This is a genomic window from Amaricoccus macauensis (assembly GCF_049800915.1).
Classification (GTDB): domain Bacteria; phylum Pseudomonadota; class Alphaproteobacteria; order Rhodobacterales; family Rhodobacteraceae; genus Amaricoccus; species Amaricoccus macauensis_A.
In genome coordinates this window covers 281461-298688 of record NZ_JBNAFY010000002.1, presented here as the reverse complement: position 1 = coordinate 298688, position 17228 = coordinate 281461, and the positions used below count along the sequence as shown (strand labels likewise).

The following is a 17228-nucleotide window of genomic DNA, read 5'->3' as shown; positions in this document are numbered from 1 at the left end:
ACATGGCGCCCGGCACGGGTGACCTCCCGTTCCGCAGGGCGTTTGCGGTCCGCGACCTGTCATTCCATGTCGTACTTGTAGATCACGCCGTCCTTCATGATCACGCCAAATTTCGCTTTCGGGTCGCTGATCAGCTGCAGGTCCTCAAGCGGATTGCCGTTGACGAGGATGAGATCGGCATAGGCGCCTTCCTCGATCACGCCGAGCGGGCCGAGCGGATAGGGCGTCAGCTCGCCCGACATCTTCAGCAGTTCGGCATTGTCGCACGTTGCCATCTTCAGCGTCTCGTAGGGCGTAAACCAGCGCTCCATCTTGGCGAGCACCGCGCCCTGCCGTTCGGCAAGGTCCGCGCTGAAGAGCGTGTCAGTGCCGAAGGCGATCTTGAGGCCCAGTTCTTTTGCCGTGCGATAGACGAAATCGGTCCCGACAACCACGGACTGGTACTTCTCCTTCTGGAAATCGTTGAGCGCGGGCGCATCCTCGTCGTCGAGGAAGGGTTGCATGCTGAGCCAGACGTCCTCGTCCTTCATCATCTGAAGCGTCTCGCGTGTGGCCATGTGGCCGTGCTCAACGCTGCGCGCGCCGTTCTCGACCGAGTGCCGCACGGCCTCGTCGTTGATGGCGTGGGTGGTGACATAGGTGCCCCAGGCTTCGGTCGCCTCGACGGCGGCCTGGAATTCTTCGTCCGTGAACTGGATGGTGTGGATCGGGTCATAGGCCGAGGTCACGCCGCCGCCCGCCATCAGCTTGATATGCGTGGCCCCCTGCATGAGGTTCTCGCGCACGCGCTTCAACACGTCGGGTACGCCGTCGGTTATGTAAAACATGTTGTTCGTCTCGAACGAATGCAGTTGGCCGATGGGCTGAGGCACCTCCCGCGTGATGCGGAAATCCTGGTGGCCTGCCGTGATCGAGAGTGCAGGGCCCGATGCGAAGACACGCGGACCGTCAATCAGGCCCTCATCGGTTGCACGGGCGATATCGAACATCGGACCAGCCACATCGCGCACCGTCGTGAATCCGCGCGACAGGGCGTTGTTCTGCGCCTTGGCTGCCAGCAGGTTCCAGTAGCCTTCGCCGGTCAGCGCCAGTTGGGCGATCGTCGCTTCCGCGAACACGCCATGCCAGTGCGCGTCGATCAGGCCAGGGATGAGCGTATGGCCTTCCGCATCGATCTCGAACGCGCCGTCTGGCGTCTCGATATCTGTGCCGATCTGCGAGACCAGTTGCCCCGAAACAAGCACGTCCACGTCAGCAAGTTCTTCGTCGCAGCCGTTGAATACTTGTGCATTGCGGATAACGACGTTGTCGAACCGCATCTTGACGTTCGTCGTCTCGATTTCTCCCACGACCCCCGCGGGAGCGACGGCATGGTTGGCGTCATGAGCAATCGCTACAACAGGTGAGGCTGCGATGGTGGTGCACAGAAGCAAGGTCAGGGGGCGGTTCTTCATGTTCGACTTCCATTGAAAGAAGATGGGGGTTTGTCGGAGCAGGCAGCAGGTTGATTACATGGCCGGTTTGATCGATCAGAAGTTTAGCACCTTGAAGCCGACTTGTACTGACCAGTCGGCGGGCCCATCGCCGCCGAACAAAATGCCTGGCTTGATGAAGACCTGGCTGTCGCCGCCGAACGCCCGCCCAGTCAGCATGCCAGCTGTCACCTGAAGGCTGCCGAACGTGTCGTCGGTTTCCCAGTCGCGGATCACGGCCGGGTCGAACGTGAGGTAGTACTTTGGGTTGGCCAGCTTCGGCACATAGTAGAAATCGATCGTCGTGACATTGACGTTCTGGCCGTCATCATTGCCTCCCTCGAGGCCGAACGTCTGAACCCACGCCGGGGCGAAGATCGACCCGTTATCGAGAAACCATGCGTAAAAGAGCGACGTTTCCCCGGCCAACTGGCCGTAACCGGCAAAATCGGTCGCGGCCATGTCGAGGAAGAGTTCGAACGTGAAGGCAGATCCGTTCCGCTCTGTAAGATAGAAAACGTCGATGTAGGTGAGGCTGATGTCACCCAGCGCAAGTTCGGCGCCGATGTCGGGGTTTTCGGCAAACGCTAGAGCCGCGTCGCCCAGCCTCGGATGCGAGTTGAACTCACTGTCGGAGAAGGGGACCGTCAGCCTGAATGCACGGCTCCCATCTCCGAACGGCTGCGTGTAAAAGAGCTCGAGCAAGCCCGTGTCCAGATCGGGGTTGATCTGATTGAACTGATACTGGATCCCCGCCTGCGTCGTCAGAAGCGTCGGGTTGGTGCCGTTGTTGATCTCTTCGAGATCGCGCTGGAGTTCGGGAAGATTCGACCCGTCTTGGGCATACAAATGTGCGGGCAAGCCATTGAGTGCAAGGACCAGAAGAAGAACCGGCAAGCCATGCGAAGGCATCGAAAAGGTTTGCGCAACACGGCGCTGGGTCGGTTTCCAGCAGCACAGTCTTTCTGTCATTCTTGGGGGTCCTCTGCGCATCTTCACTTCTTCACGCTACGCAGCATACCAGGCGCTGATCGCGGCAGGCCTGAGCCATTTTCGTTTCTTACAGCGTCGAGGAACTCTTGCTCCAAGCGCTCCACGATCCGCGCAAACTCCTCGGCGTGATCCGGCATGTCTCTCCAATGCGACCGCGCTATCGCGGCCATCTGCATCTCTTCGCAGACCGACCGGAAGCTCGGGTCGTCGCGATGAAGCCCTGCGATGACATCCGCGAAGGCGGGAAACCGCGAGATCAACGCTTCAAGGTGAGTGTCCGACATGTGCCCTCTCGCGGGGTAGCTTGCGCGCATTTACCCGACGCGGAGAACGTTCAAACATGTTGCAACGTAGGGGCGTGCCGCTTGGTCACGTTGTTAACTATTTAAATTTCCGTGTTATCTTGCCTTCGAACCCCAAGGTCAGCTCCATTGCCGCATGCCCGAACCCATTGATTCTGCGCCAATCTCCCCCGCGAGCATCCGCGGCCAGCTGGACCGAATCCTCGCGTTCCCCGAGTTGCAGGCCAGCGATCGACGGCGCGACATGCTTCGCTACGTTGTCGAGAAGAGTCTGGCCGGCCGTGAGGGCGAGTTGAAGGCGACGACCATCGCGATGGCGGTCTTTGGGCGCGGGTCCGATTTCGACCAGCAATCGGATCCGATCGTCCGTTTGGAGGCGCGCAAGCTCCGACGCGACCTCGACAACTACTATGCGGAGAGCGGGAGAGCCGATCCCATCCGCATCAGTATTCCCAAAGGCCACTACTATCCCAGGTTCGATCTTCAAAAGGTCGCAGGGCCCGGGCCAGAGGTTGCGATGGTCCAGCCCAACGCCACCGACCATCGCGAATTGGGCTTGTTCAAACGCTTCAGCTTTTCCGAAGGGGTTGCCGCGATCGCAAGCGTGGCTCTTGTAGCAGCCCTGCTTCTCTGGACTATACGGCCCGAAGGCGGCGCACCGGAAACCACTGGCGTTCCAGAGCAGAGCGTCGCCATCCTTGTCGAAGAGTTCGGTGCCAGAACGGGGGATGAAGTCGAAGCGCTTGTCGCATCCGGGCTTTCAAATGAAATCGCGGCGGCCCTGATCCGGTTTCCCGACCTTGCCGTACATCTGGTGAATGATCAGGTCGCAGGCGCCTCTGATGCCTTCGCACAGAATGATCGAAATCCCAGGTCGGAGTTCAAGGTTGCCGGTGGTGTTTGGCGAGAAACCGGAATGCTCTTCATACGAGCTGAGCTTATCCGCCGGAACGACTCCGAGGTGCTGTGGAGCGAACGCTACATTGAGGGTGCGCAAAACCAGAGCATCACGGACATACTGGATTCGATCTCGTCCGAGGTCGCCTCCGTGATTGGTCAGCAATATGGATATGCGCTCCGGGATGCGCGAGCCACAAGGCTCCATAATAGAAATGATCCGAGCCTGCGGGGCTTCGCATGTGTCGCAAGTGCGCAGATCTACCGACGAACATATCACAGCGATGAATACCAGGCGGTGCGGGACTGCCTCGAAGCGACTGTCCGGGAAGACCCCGATTACGGCCGCGCTTGGGCGATGCTCGCATATCTGCGTAACGACGCGGCGCGTTTCGGCCATGAGCAGAACCTCTCAAAAGCGGCGGCGTTCGATCTAGCCCGACAAGCTGCAATCCGTGCACTTGATCTTGAGCCTCGAGATACGGACGCGTTGCAGGCTATGAGCCATGTCGAGCAGTATGCGGGCAGCATGGATCGCTCCATCGAATTTGCACGCCTGGCAGTGGAGGTGAACCCGAACGACCCGGCCGCTCTTGCCAATCTCGCCATTCGTTATGGGATTGCCGGGCGTTTTGATGAGGGCGTTCCCATCATGCGTCGTGCAATAGATCGTTCCGTTGCGCCGCCGCCATTCTACTTTCACTTGCTGGCCATTGATCACCTCATGAAGAAAGAGTGGTCAGAGATGCGACTGGCTGCAGAACAAGCCTCTGCAGATGGCTGGTCACTAGGTCAGGCGCTCCTCGCAATCGCGCACACGGAACTGTCCAATGCACGAGCCGCTCGCGAGGCATTGACGAGAATGGCGCAACTCGATCCACCGCTCGCTGAGGATCCAAGGGCCTGGCTCGAAGGGCATAGCCTTGCACCAGTCGTCGTGGACGCCGTCTTCACGGGCATCACCAAAGCACGCGCAGCTCTTGACGAATAGGCCACGAATTGGCCACGAATTGGCACTGTCAGAAGAACTTGGCTTGCCGCCGGGAAGCAGGCTCGGATAGCGTGCCCGGATGAAGAGCCGCGATCCGTTCAAATATTTCAGGACTAGCCGGGAGATTATCCGCTTGGCGGTCATGATGTACATCCACTTCGCACCGTCACTCCGAAATGTCGAAAATTTGCTGCATGAACGCGGCGTCGACATCAGCCACGAGACGGTCAGGTTCTGGGCGCATCGATTTGGCCCGTTGTTCGCGGCCGAAATCCGAAATCGTCGGATTGAGGTCATGCGGTCCAGCCACTGAAAGTGGCATCTGGACGAGGTGTTTATGAAAGTCAACGGCGAGCGCCATTACCTTTGGCGAGCCGTCGACCACGAGGGCGAGGTGCTGGAGAGCTTCGTGACAAAGGCACGGGATCGGAATGCGGCACTGAAGTTCCTCGAGAAAGCAATGAGGAGGCATGGTCGGGCAGATGTATTCGTGACCGACCGGCTCCGCTCAAATGGCGCCGCCCTGAAAGAGATTGGTGCGGCCGACCGGCAGTAAACCGGTCGTTGGATGAATAACCGCGCCGAGAGTTCGGACTACCGTTTCAACGACGCGAGCGCGCCATGCTCCGCATTCGGCGAATGGGAAGTCTGCAAAAATTTGCCTCAGTCCATGCTTCGGTCCACAACCATTCTAATCTGGAGCGCAGCCTCATCTCGCGCGCCCATTTCAAGCTCAACCGCGCCGCTGCTCTCGCCGAGTGGCGTCAACTCGGTGCGGCATAATGGACGGTCGTCCTGTCCTTGTAGAGACTACGTCGAGTCTGTCTGACAGCACAAGAAATTGGTTTCGCGTCCCAAGGCTCCTGACCATGGGACGCCGGCCTTCACATCATTCCGCCCATTCCACCCAAGTCGGACATTTCGGTGCTTGCACCGGCCTTCCCAAGCTTTTGCGCGACCATCGCTTCGGTCGTGATCAGCAGACCGGCAATGGACGCGGCATTTTCCAGTGCGATCCGGACGACTTTCGTCGGATCGATGACACCTGCCTTCAGCATGTCGCCGTATTCCTCGGCCTGCGCGTCGAAACCGAAGCTCGGGCTGTCGTTCTCGATCACCTTCCCGACAACGACAGAACCATCGACCCCGGCATTTCCAGCAATCTGGCGCAGCGGCGCCTGGATCGCGCGGCCGACGATCTTGATCCCGGCATCCTGATCGCTGTTCTCGCCCTTCAGCGATGCCAGAACCTTGCCGGCATGAACCAAGGCCACGCCACCGCCGGGCACGACACCTTCCTGAACTGCGGCACGGGTGGCATTGAGCGCATCGTCGACGCGGTCCTTGCGCTCCTTCACCTCGATCTCGGTTGCCCCGCCGACCCGGATAACGGCAATTCCGCCGGCAAGCTTCGCGAGCCGTTCCTGCAGTTTCTCCTTGTCGTAGTCCGAAGTGGTCTCCTCGATCTGCGCCCGGATCTGGGTGACGCGCGCCGCGATTGTGTCGTTGTCGCCGGCACCCTCGATGATCGTCGTGTCATCCTTGGTGATCGTGACCTTTCTGGCGGACCCGAGCATGTCCATGGTGACATTCTCCAGCTTGGTGCCCATTTCTACGGAAATCACCTGACCGCCCGTCAATACGGCGATGTCTTCCATGATTGCCTTGCGGCGGTCTCCAAAACCAGGCGCCTTGACGGCCGCAACCTTTAGCCCGCCGCGCAGCATGTTGACGACCAGCGTCGCCAGCGCCTCGCCCTCGATATCCTCGGCCACGATCAGCAGTTGCTTTTCGGCCTGAATCACAGCCTCAAGCAACGGCACCATGGACATGAGAGAAGTCAGTTTCTTCTCGTGAAGCAGGACAACGCAGTCATCCAGCTCGACGACCATCTTCTGAGCATTCGTGATGAAATAGGGGCTTAGATAGCCGCGGTCGAACTGCATGCCTTCGACCACTTCGGTCTCGGTCTCCAACCCTTTGTTTTCCTCGACGGCGATCACTCCTTCCTTGCCGACCTTGGCCATCGCGTCGGCAATTTGCCGACCGATCTTGACTTCTCCGTTGGCCGAGATGGACCCGACCTTGGCGATCTCGTCGCTATCACCGACCGGTCTGGACATGTTCTTGATTTCGGCCACGACTGCGGCTACGGCCTTGTCGATACCGCGTTTGAGATCCATCGGGTTCATGCCGGCCGCGACCGATTTCATGCCTTCCCGGACAATCGCATGGGCTAGAATGGTCGCAGTTGTGGTGCCGTCCCCAGCCTCGTCGTTCGTGCGCTGCGAGACCTCCTTAACCATCTGGGCACCCATATTCTCAAAATGGTCCGATAGCTCGATCTCCTTTGCGACCGTCACACCGTCCTTGGTGATGCGCGGCGCGCCCCAGGATTTGTCGAGAATGACGTTTCGGCCTTTGGGGCCGAGAGTAATCTTGACGGCATTCGCCAGCGTGTTGATGCCTTTCAGCATTCGGTCGCGGGCATCGGTACTGAATCGAACTTCCTTGGCGGACATGGTGTGAGTTCCTGAGACTGAGGTTGATGGGAAAGGTTTCGGGCTCAGGCGATCACGCCGAGAATGTCGCTCTCCTTCATGATCAGAAGGGTTTCCCCATCGAGTTCGATCTCTGATCCGGACGATTTTCCAAATAGGATCCGGTCGTCAGATTTCACGTCCATCAAGATGCGCTCGCCGTTCTCGCGTCTTCCGCCGGCGCCAACGGAGACGACTTCGCCTTCGTGAGGCGTCTCCTTGGCGGCATCTTGAATGATGAGGCCGCCCTTCGTCGTCTCGTCGCCTTCGATCCGGCGAACGAGCCACCGGCCGTGAAGAGGAGTGAATGGCATCGAAGTGCTCCTTGTCGAGGTTTCGTTGGCGGAACCGACCGGGTCGCTTGCCCGACTGCATTGCGTGCAAGTCCGCGGTCTCCACTCCGAGGGGTCAGACCGACACCGCCGCCCGAGCGACTCACGAGCGTCGAACCGAGTTTCCGCCAAGGATGATCGCGTTGATCAATTCAGCGACGGCTCGGTGATTATCCATGTCGCGTTCGGCCCCAACAGCCATCTCGTGGGTCGCCGCGGCGTCGCGAAGAACCCCCACAATCTCATGCTCTGGCAGCAACCCGTGATCGTTTAGGGCAAGCAGAAGTGCCTCGCAGATTGACAGGGCGGCCTCGCCCGCATGTTCGCTTGCGGTGGACATCTGGATTTCCTTTCTTGACATCGTGAACCCAAGAGCAGGTGTGGCTCAAATGTATCCATACTTCTCGCAGGAAGTGCTCTATGCTGGACTGATCCAGAGCAGTATCCGGTGAGAATTTCGCTCTTGCATCGCGATCTGCCAGGAGGCCCCATGTCATCCGCCGAACATAGCCCCCTGACCCGCAAGCTTTCGGCCTTCGTCACTCTGTCGGAGGTCGAGCTGGCCGTGCTTGACCGACTGCACCAGCGTCGCCGCACCTTCGTCGCGGGGCGCGACATGGTTCACCAGGGCCAGTCAGCTCAGGCCGCCTATATACTGTCCGCGGGTTGGGTCTGCTCCTACAAGCTGCAAGCCGAGGGAACCCGGCAGATCGTGGATTTTCAGGTTCCGGGGGATTTTTTGGGGTTACGGAGCGTACTCCTGCGCACGTCGGATCACAGCTTCGAACCCATCGTCGACATCGAGGCCGCCGAAGTGCTGACGAGCGACCTGCTCGATGCATTCGCGCACACTCCTCGCCTCGCAACTGCCATACTCTGGGCGGCATCGAGGGACGAGGCGATGGTGGTGGAACATCTGGTCGGGATCGGTCGGCGTGATGCGGATGCCCGCATGGCGCATTTCCTGCTGGAGCTGGGGTCGAGGCTGGCGCTCGTGGGCATCGGCAGCAAGCAGGGGTTCGACTGCCCGCTGACGCAATACCACCTCGCCGATACGCTGGGGTTGAGCGCGGTCCACGTGAACCGCGTCCTTCGGCAGCTTCGCGAACACGGCTTGGTGACCTTCCGGGATGGCCGCGTGACGTTTCACGATTATGGCGGGCTTGTGGAACTGGCCGAGTTCGATCCGGCATATCTCGACCAGACCGGACCGCTCCTGACCTGAGAGGGCCGCCCCACCTCCGCCTGGCAAACGAACCCGGCGCTCCTGTACCGGTCCGTACCGAGACCGGCTCCCGAAAGATTTCATGCCCGGGTTGGAGCCTGGGACTAACATGCGTCAGCAAAGGTCGATCGTTCGCGACGTACAAGGGAATAAATCGTTCGACCGGTCGGGTCTCGGATACGACGGGCCGTGACCGGTGGTGAACGACGTACATGCTAGAATCGCGGAGACCAGAGATGAACATGCGGTCCACCAGATCGACGGTGACGTTTTCGAACCCGTTCACCTTGCCCGGATACCCCGACGACCTGCCCGCGGGCGACTATGAGGTTCTCGTCGAAGAAGAGCTGATCCAGGGGCTGAGCTTCGAGGCGTACCGGCGGACGGCCACCTACCTGATGGTGCACGGCAAGGCCGTGGGCCGAAGCGAGATGCGGGTAACGACCGACAGCTGCCTGAAAGGGGCGCTGAGCCGGGATGCGGCCCAAACCGAAGCGAGATACCGCAGCGCGGCCGCGCGCTCCCCGCAGGAGGACTTGAAATGACCCCTCCCGAATGGCTTAGACCCGGTCAATCGAAGCGGAACGGGCGATGATGTACCCGAAAATCCGTTCGGCGGCACCTTCGGAAACAACCCGCCTCGCAGACCGGCCACGCGAAGGCAAACCGGCAAGACGCTCGCTGGCCCGACTGATCTTGAGGCTCGCGCTCGCCGCTGGCGTGGTCGCGTCCATGGCCTTCCCGGCCTTCGCGCAGGAGGGTGCCGGCCCGATACCTCAGAATGCCCAATCGCGCAGCTATGGTGGCGGATGGGTCTGCGATCTTGGCTACCGGCAGGAAGCCGGGGAATGCCTGGTGATCGAGATCCCCGAAAATGCCTATCCAACCGGGCGGTCCTACGGGACGGGCTGGGAGTGCAGCCGCGGGTATGAGGAGGCGAACGGGATATCCTGCGATCCCATCCCGGTGCCCGCCAATGCCTTCCTCCGGTCATCCGGTAACGATTGGCAATGCGACCGCGGATACCGGCAGGATCGCGACGCCTGCGTGCCCATCGTTCTGCCCGAGAATGCCTATCTGTCCCAGAACACGTCCGGGTCTGGGTGGGAATGCAACCGCGGCTACGCAGCCGCCGACGGAACCTGCCTGCCGATCGCGGTGCCGGACAACGGCTACCTCACGAACGCGGATTACGGGGCCACCTGGGCTTGCGAGCGGGGTTTCATGAAGACAGGCGACAGTTGCGAGGCCATCGATCTGCCGGAAAATGCGTTTCTCGACCCGGACTCCTATGGACCGGGCTGGAGCTGCGAACGCGGATACAAGCCGGTGAGCGGCGCCTGCATCGAAATTGACCTGCCGGAGAACGCCTATCTCGACCGATCAGGCAATCGGTGGAACTGCAATCGGGGCTACCGGCTCTCGGAAGGAGCGTGTATCCTTGGACGATGACAGCCACAAGACCATGCGCAGCAGCGTGTCCGGCATCCGCGTCAACATCAAGTGTCGTCTGCGATACAGCTTTCCCCAGCCGACGCCGCTGATCGCGTTGCTCAGCGTCCACTACTCCCGCTTCAGCGATCTCGAGCGCGCCGACCATCTCGTGACAACTCCCAGCGTACCGCTCGAAAGCTACCGCGATGGCTTCGGCAACTGGTGCACCCGCCTCCTGGCTCCGGAGGGCGACTTCTGCCTCTCGACGGACGGCATCTTCCGCGACACGGGCGAGCCCGATCCCAGATCTCAGGGCGCCCGACAACACGCGGTTCAGGACCTGCCGTCCGATACGCTCGCGTTTCTCCAGGGCAGCCGGTATTGCGATACCGACCTCCTGTCGGAGATGGCGTGGGAAACCTTCGAGACCATCGAACCCGGATGGACACGGGTCGAGGCGATCTGCGATTTCGTGCACAACCATGTTCGTTTCGACTACACGCAGGCAAAGGCGACGCGCACCGCATCGCAGACCCTGGCCGAACGACAGGGGGTCTGCCGCGACTTCGCCCATCTCGCCATGACCTTGTGTCGCTGCATGAACATTCCGGCACGCTACTGCACCGGATACCTGAGCGACATCGGCGAGCCGCTCCCCCACCCGCCCGGCGATTTTGCCGCGTGGATGGAGGTTTTTCTTGGCGGTGAATGGAACATGTTCGATCCGCGGAACAACACACCGCGGTTTGCAAGGATCATGATCGCGCACGGCCGCGATGCCGTCGACGTGCCTTTGACCCAGACATTCGATCCGAACACGCTGACGGAATTCAAGGTCTGGTCTGACGAAACGGTGTGGCTGTCCCCCGGTTTACCGCGTGCTGCGCCATCGCAAACCGGATCACCAGTCCCCATGTAGGTAATACCGGTGTCAGCTGTCCCGGTCCGACATGGACGAGGAAGGGACACCGGCCAATCAAAGGATCGACACCATGTCCTTCAAGGACCTGATCGCCAGAGTTGCGGCCGCGTTGAAGCCGAAACCTGCCAAGCCCCCTGCCCAGGAAAAACAATCCGGGGCCACCCGCAAGGAACCCCCGGGAAAATTCCGGCCATCTTGAAACGGGCGGAGGTCACGCGCCCCGATCACGAGAGGGGCGCGGACCACCCGCAACGACACGGGAGAGGATCACTTCAATGGAAGACCTGACGAGCAAGACCGTTGCGGTCTTTTGTCGGCCGTTCACCGTTCCAGGCTTCGCCGAGACGCTCCCGGCGGGTGAATACGAGATCGAAACGGAGCTGGTTTGCCCCCCTGATCAACGGGACCCCGCGGCCTGGAAGGCCTCGGTCATGGTGAAGCTTCTCCCCAGGGCATCCCATCCCGGCCTGACAAGGACACTGACCGTTTCACTTGTGGATCTCGATCATGCGCGCGCCAGAGACAAGCTGACGGGCAGAGCATTGTCCAATTTCTTCCTGGACGAAATGTTGGCCGATCCGATGGTCCGTCTCGTGATGAAGGCCGATGGTGTCTCAGAGGCGCATTTGCGACACGTTTACTCCGGGATTGGAACGCCCGAACCGGGCTCGATTGCACCGGCTTCGCAGCCGAACACCCAAGAGACACCTGAGGACGAACCAGTCCTGGCAGCCGAAAACGAAGGCATGCCGTCACGACCTCAATCACTTCGGCCCTTGCGCACCCGTCCAAGAGCAGAGCGGACGTGAAGGCGACCAAACCCACCGCCGCAGGTGCAACACCAAGCATGGCGAAACCGAGGGCCTCGGGCGACGTTCCGCAGGAACGCCAATGCCTGCGATGCGAGACCGTGTTCTGGAGCGAAGGTTTCGGAGAGCGGATCTGTCGGCGCTGCAAGGGATCGAACGCCTGGCGAAACGCCGTGCCCGTCAGTCCGGGCGCATCCCGCCGCCGCTGACCCGCCCTGGCGTGCCTGCCACCTTCCTCGAACCGTAATGGACCCCCATCTTGGCTTTTCTCAACATCATTCACACTACGACCTACCGATACCGGAATGAGGTTCCCCTCGGGCCGCACAGGATGATGCTGCGACCTCGCGAAACGCGGGAATTGCGGCTTCTCTCGCACACCCTGTCCACCACGCCGACATCGACCGTAACATGGGCGCATGACGTGGCCGGCAATTCCATCGCGACCGCCGTCTTCGAGGGCAAGACGGATCATCTAGTGATCGAGAGCCGCGCCAGCGTGGAACTGACCGCGCAAGCCTGGCCGGTCTTTGCCATATCCGCCTCGGCCGCCCAGTATCCCTTCTTCTACGACGCCGACGACTGGACAGACCTGGGGGCGTTGACGGTGCCGCAATTCCGCGATGTCGACGGCCGCCTCGCGAGATGGGTCGAGGGGTTCGTCATGGCCCGGCCTACAGATACGCTGTCTCTGCTGAAGGACATCAGCAACGGCATATTCACCCAGATCTCCTACCAGAGCCGTGACACCGAAGGCACCCAGTCGCCCATCGAGACGATCGACCGCGGATGGGGCTCGTGCCGCGATTTCGCGGTCCTGCTTGCAGAGGCGGCCCGCTGTCTCGGCCTCGGCGCCCGCATCGTCTCGGGGTATTTGTCCAACCCTGAAATGAACCTCCTGGGGTCTGCGGGCTCAGGGTCCACCCATGCCTGGGTCGAGATATTCGTCCCCGGCGCGGGCTGGATCGCGTTCGATCCTACCAACCGGAGCGTCGGATCCGGAAACTTGATACCACTTGCCGTGGTCCGGAACATAACGCAGTCCGCGCCGGTCGCAGGCACTTTCCTCGGAACGAACGTCGATTTGATCTCGATGGAGGTAGTAGTAAGAGTGGAGAGTGCTTCGGCACAAGACAACTCGCTCTCGGCCAAAAGAGGCGGGGCGGACATCGCGCTTGTCTGATGGCGTTTCGGTGGGACTGGCTTGCGGTTGCTGGTTTGAATCTTTGAAGAACGATATCTTAACGGCCGGAGAAGGTTAGACCGGGGTCCCGTCCGCTCCGCCAGCGCGACTGGGATCCAAGTTGCGCTCCATGTCCGGCAACGCCATTTATTTTGTCCGCTTGGCTATTGCAGGAACTCGACTTGTAGAGTTGAGACCACTTAAGCGGCAGTAAACATCCGCACGAAGTCGGTGGCGGGTCTCGCGCGGATGTCCGCCGGCCGGCCCATCTGCTCGATCCGACCCATGGACATCACCACTACGCGGTCGGCCAGTTCCATTGCTTCTTCCTGATCGTGGGTCACGAAGATCGTCGTGAGCCCGGTTTCGTCATGGATACGCCGGAGGCCCTGTCGGAGTTCCTTGCGGACTTTCGCATCAAGCGCGCCAAAGGGTTCGTCGAGCAGCAGCATGCGGGGTTCGATCGCCAGAGCCCGCGCGAGCGCCACGCGTTGCCGCTGACCACCCGAGAGCTGGTTCGGGTAGCGGCTGCCGATCTCTGGCAGTTGGATCAGGTCGAGGAGCCGGTTGACGCGCCGCGCGATCTCCGCCTCCACCGGCCGCTCGCGGCGTTTGCGCGCCCTGAGGCCGTAGGCGATATTCTCGAAGACGGTCATGTGCCGAAAGAGTGCGTAGTGCTGGAAAACGAAACCTGCGCGCCGCTCCTGCACGCTCAGGCCCGTGGCGTCGGCGCCGTCGAAGAACACACGGCCCGATGTGGGAAATTCGAGCCCGCCCAGGATACGCAGGAGCGTCGTCTTGCCCGACCCTGACGGCCCGAGCAATGCGACAAGCGCGCCGGACGGAATGGCGAGGCTGACCGGGTGAAGCGCGCGGGAGGTGCCGAATTCCTTGGCAAGTTCGTCGATCTCGATATGCATGGGTGAGTTGTCCTTGTTGAAGGGTCAATGGCGGCGGGTGGCGGCCAGAAGGTCCGCGTGCTGCCATTCCATCAGGGATTTGAGCGTCAGTGTGACGAGGGCGAGGAGCGCCAGAAGGGCCGCCATCGCGAAGGCCGCGACCGAGAGATACTCGTTGTAGAGCATTTCGATCATGATCGGCATGGTGGTGGTTTCGCCACGGATCTTGCCCGAGATGACGGCCACGGCGCCGAACTCCCCCATCGCGCGGGCATTGCAGAGCAGCACACCGTAAAGCAGGGCCCAGCGGATATTGGGCAGGGTGACGGTGAAGAAGCTGCGCCAGCCGCTCGCACCCAATGTAAGGGCTGCTTCCTCCTCCGTGCGGCCCTGCTCGATCATCACGGGGATGAGTTCGCGGGCGACAAACGGGAAGGTCACGAACATCGTGGCGAGCACGATGCCCGGGAAGGCAAAGACGATCTTGAAGCCGCTGTCCGCGAGCCAGATGCCGAGCGACGAACTGGCGCCGAACAGGAGGACGATGGAGAGACCGGCCACCACCGGAGAGACGGAAAAGGGCAGGTCGATGAGTGTGATCAGGAACGCCTTGCCGCGGAAGTCGAATTTCGCGATGGCCCAGGCGGCTGCGATGCCGAAGATGGCATTGAGCGGTACGGCGATGGCCGCGACCGTGAGGGTGAGGCCTATGGCGGAGCGCGCGTCCTCGGATCCGAGCGCCTGAAGTGCCGTGATCCAGCCTTCGCGGAGGGCTTCGGCAAAGACAGCGGCGAGTGGTGCGAAGAGCAGCACCGCCATCAGGGCAAAGGTGATGCCGATGAGGGCATTGCGGATGCCGCGCGGCTCGGTTGTCACGGGCTCCGGGGGGCGGACCGGGCGTGGAAGCGTCGCGCTGCGTCCAAGATCAAGGGTGAGGTCAGACACGACGGACCCTCCGTGTGAGGTCGGAGCGGGCCGACCAGCCGCGGGGAGGTGCGGGCCTTCGGACCTGTTTCCGTTCGGCAAGCTGGAGCAGGGTAAATACCCAGAAGGCTGTCGCGAGCGGGCTTCCGAGGAGATAGAGCGCAAGCGCTTCCGGCGTGCCGAGCCCTGTCGCGAGAGCACCCATTGTCACGAGGAGTGCGGTGAGGCTGCCCAGAAGGGCGAAGACCACTCCGCTGCCGTGGGGATAGATGCGGTCCGGTGCGCGCTCGAGGGTTCGGGGGGATACTGGATGACTATGCAAGGCCAATCCTCCGTCTGCTCCAGATCTGGATGATGTTGATGGCAAGGAGCATCGCGAAGGAGATCAGCAGCATCGCAATGCCGATGGCGGCGGCGGCGTCGTAATTGTATTCCTCGAGACGGATCACGATGAGAAGCGGCGCGATTTCCGTCTGGTTGGGCAGGTTGCCCGCGATGAAGATGACCGAGCCGTATTCCCCGACGGATCGGGCAAGGGCGAGGGCGAAGCCGGTCAGGAGCGCGGGCGTCAACGTGGGCAGGACGACCCGGCGCAGGGTCATGAGCCGGCTCGCGCCCAGGGTAGCGCTTGCCTCTTCGTGTTCGCGGTCGATCTCTTCGATCACCGGCTGGACCGTGCGGACCACGAAGGGCAGTCCGACGAAGACCAGCGCGATCCAGATGCCGGCTTGCGAATAGGCGATGCGCAGCCCGACCACGTCGAGGATCTGACCGAACGGGCCGTTTGGGGCGTAGAGCGCCGTGAGAGCGATCCCGGCCACTGCCGTCGGCAGAGCGAAGGGAAGGTCAACCGCTGCGTCTATGAGCTTGCGGCCCCAGAAACGGTAGCGCACCAGCACCCAGGCAAGCAGCAGTCCGAAGGCGAGGTTGAAGAGCGAGGCCAGCAGCGCGGATCGGAAGGAAAGTACCAGCGCGGACCAGACTCGGGGGCTGTTGAGCATGTCCCAGAGGCCGACAGGGCCGATCATCAGACCGCGGCCCAGAAGCGCCGCAATCGGGAGCAGGACGACGATGGAGAGCACCGTCATCGTCACGCCGAAGGCGAGGCCGAAGCCCGGCAGCGGCGACGGGTTGCGCAAGGTTCGGGTGATCACGGGATCATTCCTCGTAGATCTGGTCGAAGACGCCGCCATCACCGAAGAAGGTCGCCTGCACTTCGGCCCAGCCCCCGAAATCGTCTATGCTGATCAGGTCGAGGTCCGGGAAGCGGGCAATATCTTCGGTCTCTCCTGCCGAGGTGTCCCAGGCACGATAGAAATGCTTGAGGGCCAGTGCCTGCGCTTTGGGGCTGTAGAGATAGGCGAGATATTCTTCGGCGGCGGCACGCTGTTCGTCGGAGGTGATGTTTCCGTCAACCAGGGTGACGGGAGGTTCGGCCAGGATTGAAAGCGAGGGCACCACAACCTCGAACGCATCCTCGCCAAATTCTTCCAGCGCCAGAAAGGCTTCATTCTCCCAGGCAATCAGCACGTCGCCGATACCGCGCTGCACGAATGTGGTCGTCGCGCCGCGCGCGCCAGTGTCGAGCACGGGCACGTTCCCGAAGAGCCGCGACATGAAGTCGAGCGCATCTTCCTCGTTGCCGTCCGATGCGTTGAGCGCATAGCCATAGGCCGCGAGGAAGTTCCAGCGCGCGCCACCGGAGGTCTTCGGATTGGGCGTGATGACCTCCACATCCTCGCGCACGAGGTCATCCCAGTCCCGGATGTCCTTCTCGTTGCCTTCGCGCACCAGGAACACGATCGTTGAGGTGTAAGGCGAGGAATTATGCGGCAGGGTAGACTGCCAGTCTGAGGCGATCTTGCCGGAACGTTCGGCGATTGCATCGATATCGGCTGCAAGCGCGAGGGTGACGACCGTCGCTTCGAGACCGTCGATGGTGGCACGTGCCTGAGCCCCCGATCCCCCATGGGATTGCTGAATGCTCACGGGATCGTTGCCCTGGGCACGCCAGTGATCGGCGAAGAGTTCGTTGTATTCGCGGTAGAATTCACGTGTCGGATCGTAGGACACGTTGAGGATCTCGGCCTCGGCAAGAGCGGCGGGTGCCGCGCCGAGCGTTGTTGCCAGAAAGACTGTCGGGGCAAGTGATGCGCCGGCAGACCTGAAAGCGTGAGAAAGCTGCATCGTTCGGCTCCTTGATGCCGGTTGCGCGGGCGCATGTCCTCCCAGCGGCTGCGGCCTCTTTTGGGCCCGCAGCCGGGGTGGACCGGCTGCGCCGGATTTCATGAAACTTGGATGGGGC

The 17228-nt window shown here is 61.4% G+C and carries 19 protein-coding genes and 1 pseudogene; 8 read left to right on the top strand and 12 right to left on the bottom strand.

The genetic code is table 11. The features are described 5' to 3' along the window. Positions 1-59 precede the first annotated feature (59 nt). From ACP15W_RS05615 to ACP15W_RS05600, 4 genes are all read right to left on the bottom strand, one after another. Positions 60-1454 (bottom strand): amidohydrolase family protein, encoded by a 1395-nt coding sequence (locus tag ACP15W_RS05615; RefSeq protein WP_424931872.1) that lies wholly within the window; start codon positions 1452-1454, stop codon positions 60-62. A gap of 75 nt (positions 1455-1529) precedes the next feature. Further along, the gene (locus tag ACP15W_RS05610) at positions 1530-2471 is read right to left on the bottom strand and encodes a hypothetical protein (RefSeq protein WP_424931871.1); all 942 of its coding nucleotides are present in this window, start codon (positions 2469-2471) and stop codon (positions 1530-1532) included. Further along, complete coding sequence (locus ACP15W_RS05605) at positions 2468-2749, bottom strand: hypothetical protein (RefSeq protein ID WP_424931870.1); 282 nt, start codon at positions 2747-2749, stop codon at positions 2468-2470. Before ACP15W_RS05605 ends, ACP15W_RS05610 begins: the two co-directional genes overlap by 4 nt. A gap of 97 nt (positions 2750-2846) precedes the next feature. Further along, complete coding sequence (locus ACP15W_RS05600; RefSeq protein ID WP_424931869.1) at positions 2847-3119, bottom strand: hypothetical protein; 273 nt, start codon at positions 3117-3119, stop codon at positions 2847-2849. 165 nt (positions 3120-3284) lie between these two features. Between ACP15W_RS05600 and ACP15W_RS05595 the strand changes: the two genes are divergently transcribed. Next, positions 3285-4655, top strand: coding sequence for a hypothetical protein (locus tag ACP15W_RS05595; protein WP_424931868.1), 1371 nt, complete (start codon positions 3285-3287; stop codon positions 4653-4655). Positions 4656-4734: 79 nt separating this feature from the next. Next, positions 4735-5438: pseudogene (locus tag ACP15W_RS05590) on the top strand (IS6 family transposase). Positions 5439-5539: 101 nt separating this feature from the next. Here the strand turns inward: ACP15W_RS05590 and groL are convergent. The 3 genes from groL to ACP15W_RS05575 form a co-directional block, all read right to left on the bottom strand. Further along, positions 5540-7177 (bottom strand): chaperonin GroEL, encoded by a 1638-nt coding sequence (groL, locus tag ACP15W_RS05585; protein WP_424931867.1) that lies wholly within the window; start codon positions 7175-7177, stop codon positions 5540-5542. Positions 7178-7221: 44 nt separating this feature from the next. After that, positions 7222-7509 (bottom strand): co-chaperone GroES, encoded by a 288-nt coding sequence (locus ACP15W_RS05580; RefSeq protein WP_424931866.1) that lies wholly within the window; start codon positions 7507-7509, stop codon positions 7222-7224. A gap of 121 nt (positions 7510-7630) precedes the next feature. Then, a complete protein-coding gene (locus tag ACP15W_RS05575; protein WP_424931865.1) occupies positions 7631-7867 on the bottom strand; it encodes a hypothetical protein in 237 nt (78 codons plus the stop codon). Between the two features lie 150 nt (positions 7868-8017). Here ACP15W_RS05575 and ACP15W_RS05570 point away from each other — a divergent pair, with 150 nt between their 5' ends. The 6 genes from ACP15W_RS05570 to ACP15W_RS05545 all read left to right on the top strand — a co-directional run bounded on the left by ACP15W_RS05570 (position 8018) and on the right by ACP15W_RS05545 (position 13100). Then, a complete protein-coding gene (locus ACP15W_RS05570) occupies positions 8018-8752 on the top strand; it encodes a Crp/Fnr family transcriptional regulator (RefSeq protein ID WP_424931864.1) in 735 nt (244 codons plus the stop codon). A 242-nt stretch (positions 8753-8994) separates the two neighbouring features. Continuing rightward, the gene (locus tag ACP15W_RS05565) at positions 8995-9297 is read left to right on the top strand and encodes a hypothetical protein (protein WP_424931863.1); all 303 of its coding nucleotides are present in this window, start codon (positions 8995-8997) and stop codon (positions 9295-9297) included. A gap of 46 nt (positions 9298-9343) precedes the next feature. Beyond that, positions 9344-10204 (top strand): hypothetical protein, encoded by an 861-nt coding sequence (locus ACP15W_RS05560; RefSeq protein WP_424931862.1) that lies wholly within the window; start codon positions 9344-9346, stop codon positions 10202-10204. Next, positions 10194-11105, top strand: a complete 912-nt coding sequence (locus ACP15W_RS05555) for a transglutaminase-like domain-containing protein (protein WP_424931861.1) — start codon at positions 10194-10196, stop codon at positions 11103-11105. The genes ACP15W_RS05560 and ACP15W_RS05555 overlap by 11 nt, the downstream gene beginning before the upstream one ends. A 278-nt stretch (positions 11106-11383) precedes the next feature. Beyond that, a complete protein-coding gene (locus tag ACP15W_RS05550; protein WP_424931860.1) occupies positions 11384-11917 on the top strand; it encodes a hypothetical protein in 534 nt (177 codons plus the stop codon). A 259-nt stretch (positions 11918-12176) separates the two neighbouring features. Next, positions 12177-13100: a transglutaminase family protein gene (locus ACP15W_RS05545; RefSeq protein ID WP_424931859.1), complete on the top strand. Its 924-nt coding sequence runs from the start codon at positions 12177-12179 to the stop codon at positions 13098-13100. 200 nt (positions 13101-13300) lie between these two features. On the opposite strand, the gene ACP15W_RS05540 is transcribed toward ACP15W_RS05545, so the two are convergent. From ACP15W_RS05540 to ACP15W_RS05520, 5 genes are all read right to left on the bottom strand, one after another. Further along, positions 13301-14020, bottom strand: coding sequence for a sulfate/molybdate ABC transporter ATP-binding protein (locus ACP15W_RS05540; RefSeq protein WP_424931858.1), 720 nt, complete (start codon positions 14018-14020; stop codon positions 13301-13303). A 24-nt stretch (positions 14021-14044) separates the two neighbouring features. After that, positions 14045-14875 (bottom strand): sulfate ABC transporter permease subunit CysW, encoded by an 831-nt coding sequence (cysW, locus tag ACP15W_RS05535; RefSeq protein WP_424932283.1) that lies wholly within the window; start codon positions 14873-14875, stop codon positions 14045-14047. Positions 14876-14936: 61 nt separating this feature from the next. Then, complete coding sequence (locus ACP15W_RS05530; protein WP_424931857.1) at positions 14937-15245, bottom strand: hypothetical protein; 309 nt, start codon at positions 15243-15245, stop codon at positions 14937-14939. Next, entirely contained in the window at positions 15238-16116 is an 879-nt protein-coding gene (gene cysT / locus ACP15W_RS05525) for a sulfate ABC transporter permease subunit CysT (protein ID WP_424931856.1), read from the bottom strand. Before cysT ends, ACP15W_RS05530 begins: the two co-directional genes overlap by 8 nt. Continuing rightward, positions 16082-17110, bottom strand: coding sequence for a sulfate ABC transporter substrate-binding protein (locus ACP15W_RS05520; protein WP_424931855.1), 1029 nt, complete (start codon positions 17108-17110; stop codon positions 16082-16084). The genes cysT and ACP15W_RS05520 overlap by 35 nt, the downstream gene beginning before the upstream one ends. Positions 17111-17228: the final 118 nt, after the last annotated feature.

What these genes read in the sequence shown, in the direction of transcription:
- ACP15W_RS05565 (WP_424931863.1), top strand. Translation starts at nt 8,995, where the DNA reads ATGCGGTCCACCAGATCGACGGTGACGTTTTCGAACCCGTTCACCTTG.
- ACP15W_RS05615 (WP_424931872.1), bottom strand. Translation starts at nt 1,454, where the DNA reads ATGAAGAACCGCCCCCTGACCTTGCTTCTGTGCACCACCATCGCAGCC.
- ACP15W_RS05605 (WP_424931870.1), bottom strand. Translation starts at nt 2,749, where the DNA reads ATGTCGGACACTCACCTTGAAGCGTTGATCTCGCGGTTTCCCGCCTTC.
- ACP15W_RS05595 (WP_424931868.1), top strand. Translation starts at nt 3,285, where the DNA reads ATGGTCCAGCCCAACGCCACCGACCATCGCGAATTGGGCTTGTTCAAA.
- ACP15W_RS05575 (WP_424931865.1), bottom strand. Translation starts at nt 7,867, where the DNA reads ATGTCCACCGCAAGCGAACATGCGGGCGAGGCCGCCCTGTCAATCTGC.
- ACP15W_RS05550 (WP_424931860.1), top strand. Translation starts at nt 11,384, where the DNA reads ATGGAAGACCTGACGAGCAAGACCGTTGCGGTCTTTTGTCGGCCGTTC.
- ACP15W_RS05560 (WP_424931862.1), top strand. Translation starts at nt 9,344, where the DNA reads ATGATGTACCCGAAAATCCGTTCGGCGGCACCTTCGGAAACAACCCGC.
- ACP15W_RS05570 (WP_424931864.1), top strand. Translation starts at nt 8,018, where the DNA reads ATGTCATCCGCCGAACATAGCCCCCTGACCCGCAAGCTTTCGGCCTTC.
- cysT (WP_424931856.1), bottom strand. Translation starts at nt 16,116, where the DNA reads ATGGCGGCGTCTTCGACCAGATCTACGAGGAATGATCCCGTGATCACC.
- ACP15W_RS05520 (WP_424931855.1), bottom strand. Translation starts at nt 17,110, where the DNA reads ATGCAGCTTTCTCACGCTTTCAGGTCTGCCGGCGCATCACTTGCCCCG.
- ACP15W_RS05580 (WP_424931866.1), bottom strand. Translation starts at nt 7,509, where the DNA reads ATGCCATTCACTCCTCTTCACGGCCGGTGGCTCGTTCGCCGGATCGAA.
- groL (WP_424931867.1), bottom strand. Translation starts at nt 7,177, where the DNA reads ATGTCCGCCAAGGAAGTTCGATTCAGTACCGATGCCCGCGACCGAATG.
- ACP15W_RS05540 (WP_424931858.1), bottom strand. Translation starts at nt 14,020, where the DNA reads ATGCATATCGAGATCGACGAACTTGCCAAGGAATTCGGCACCTCCCGC.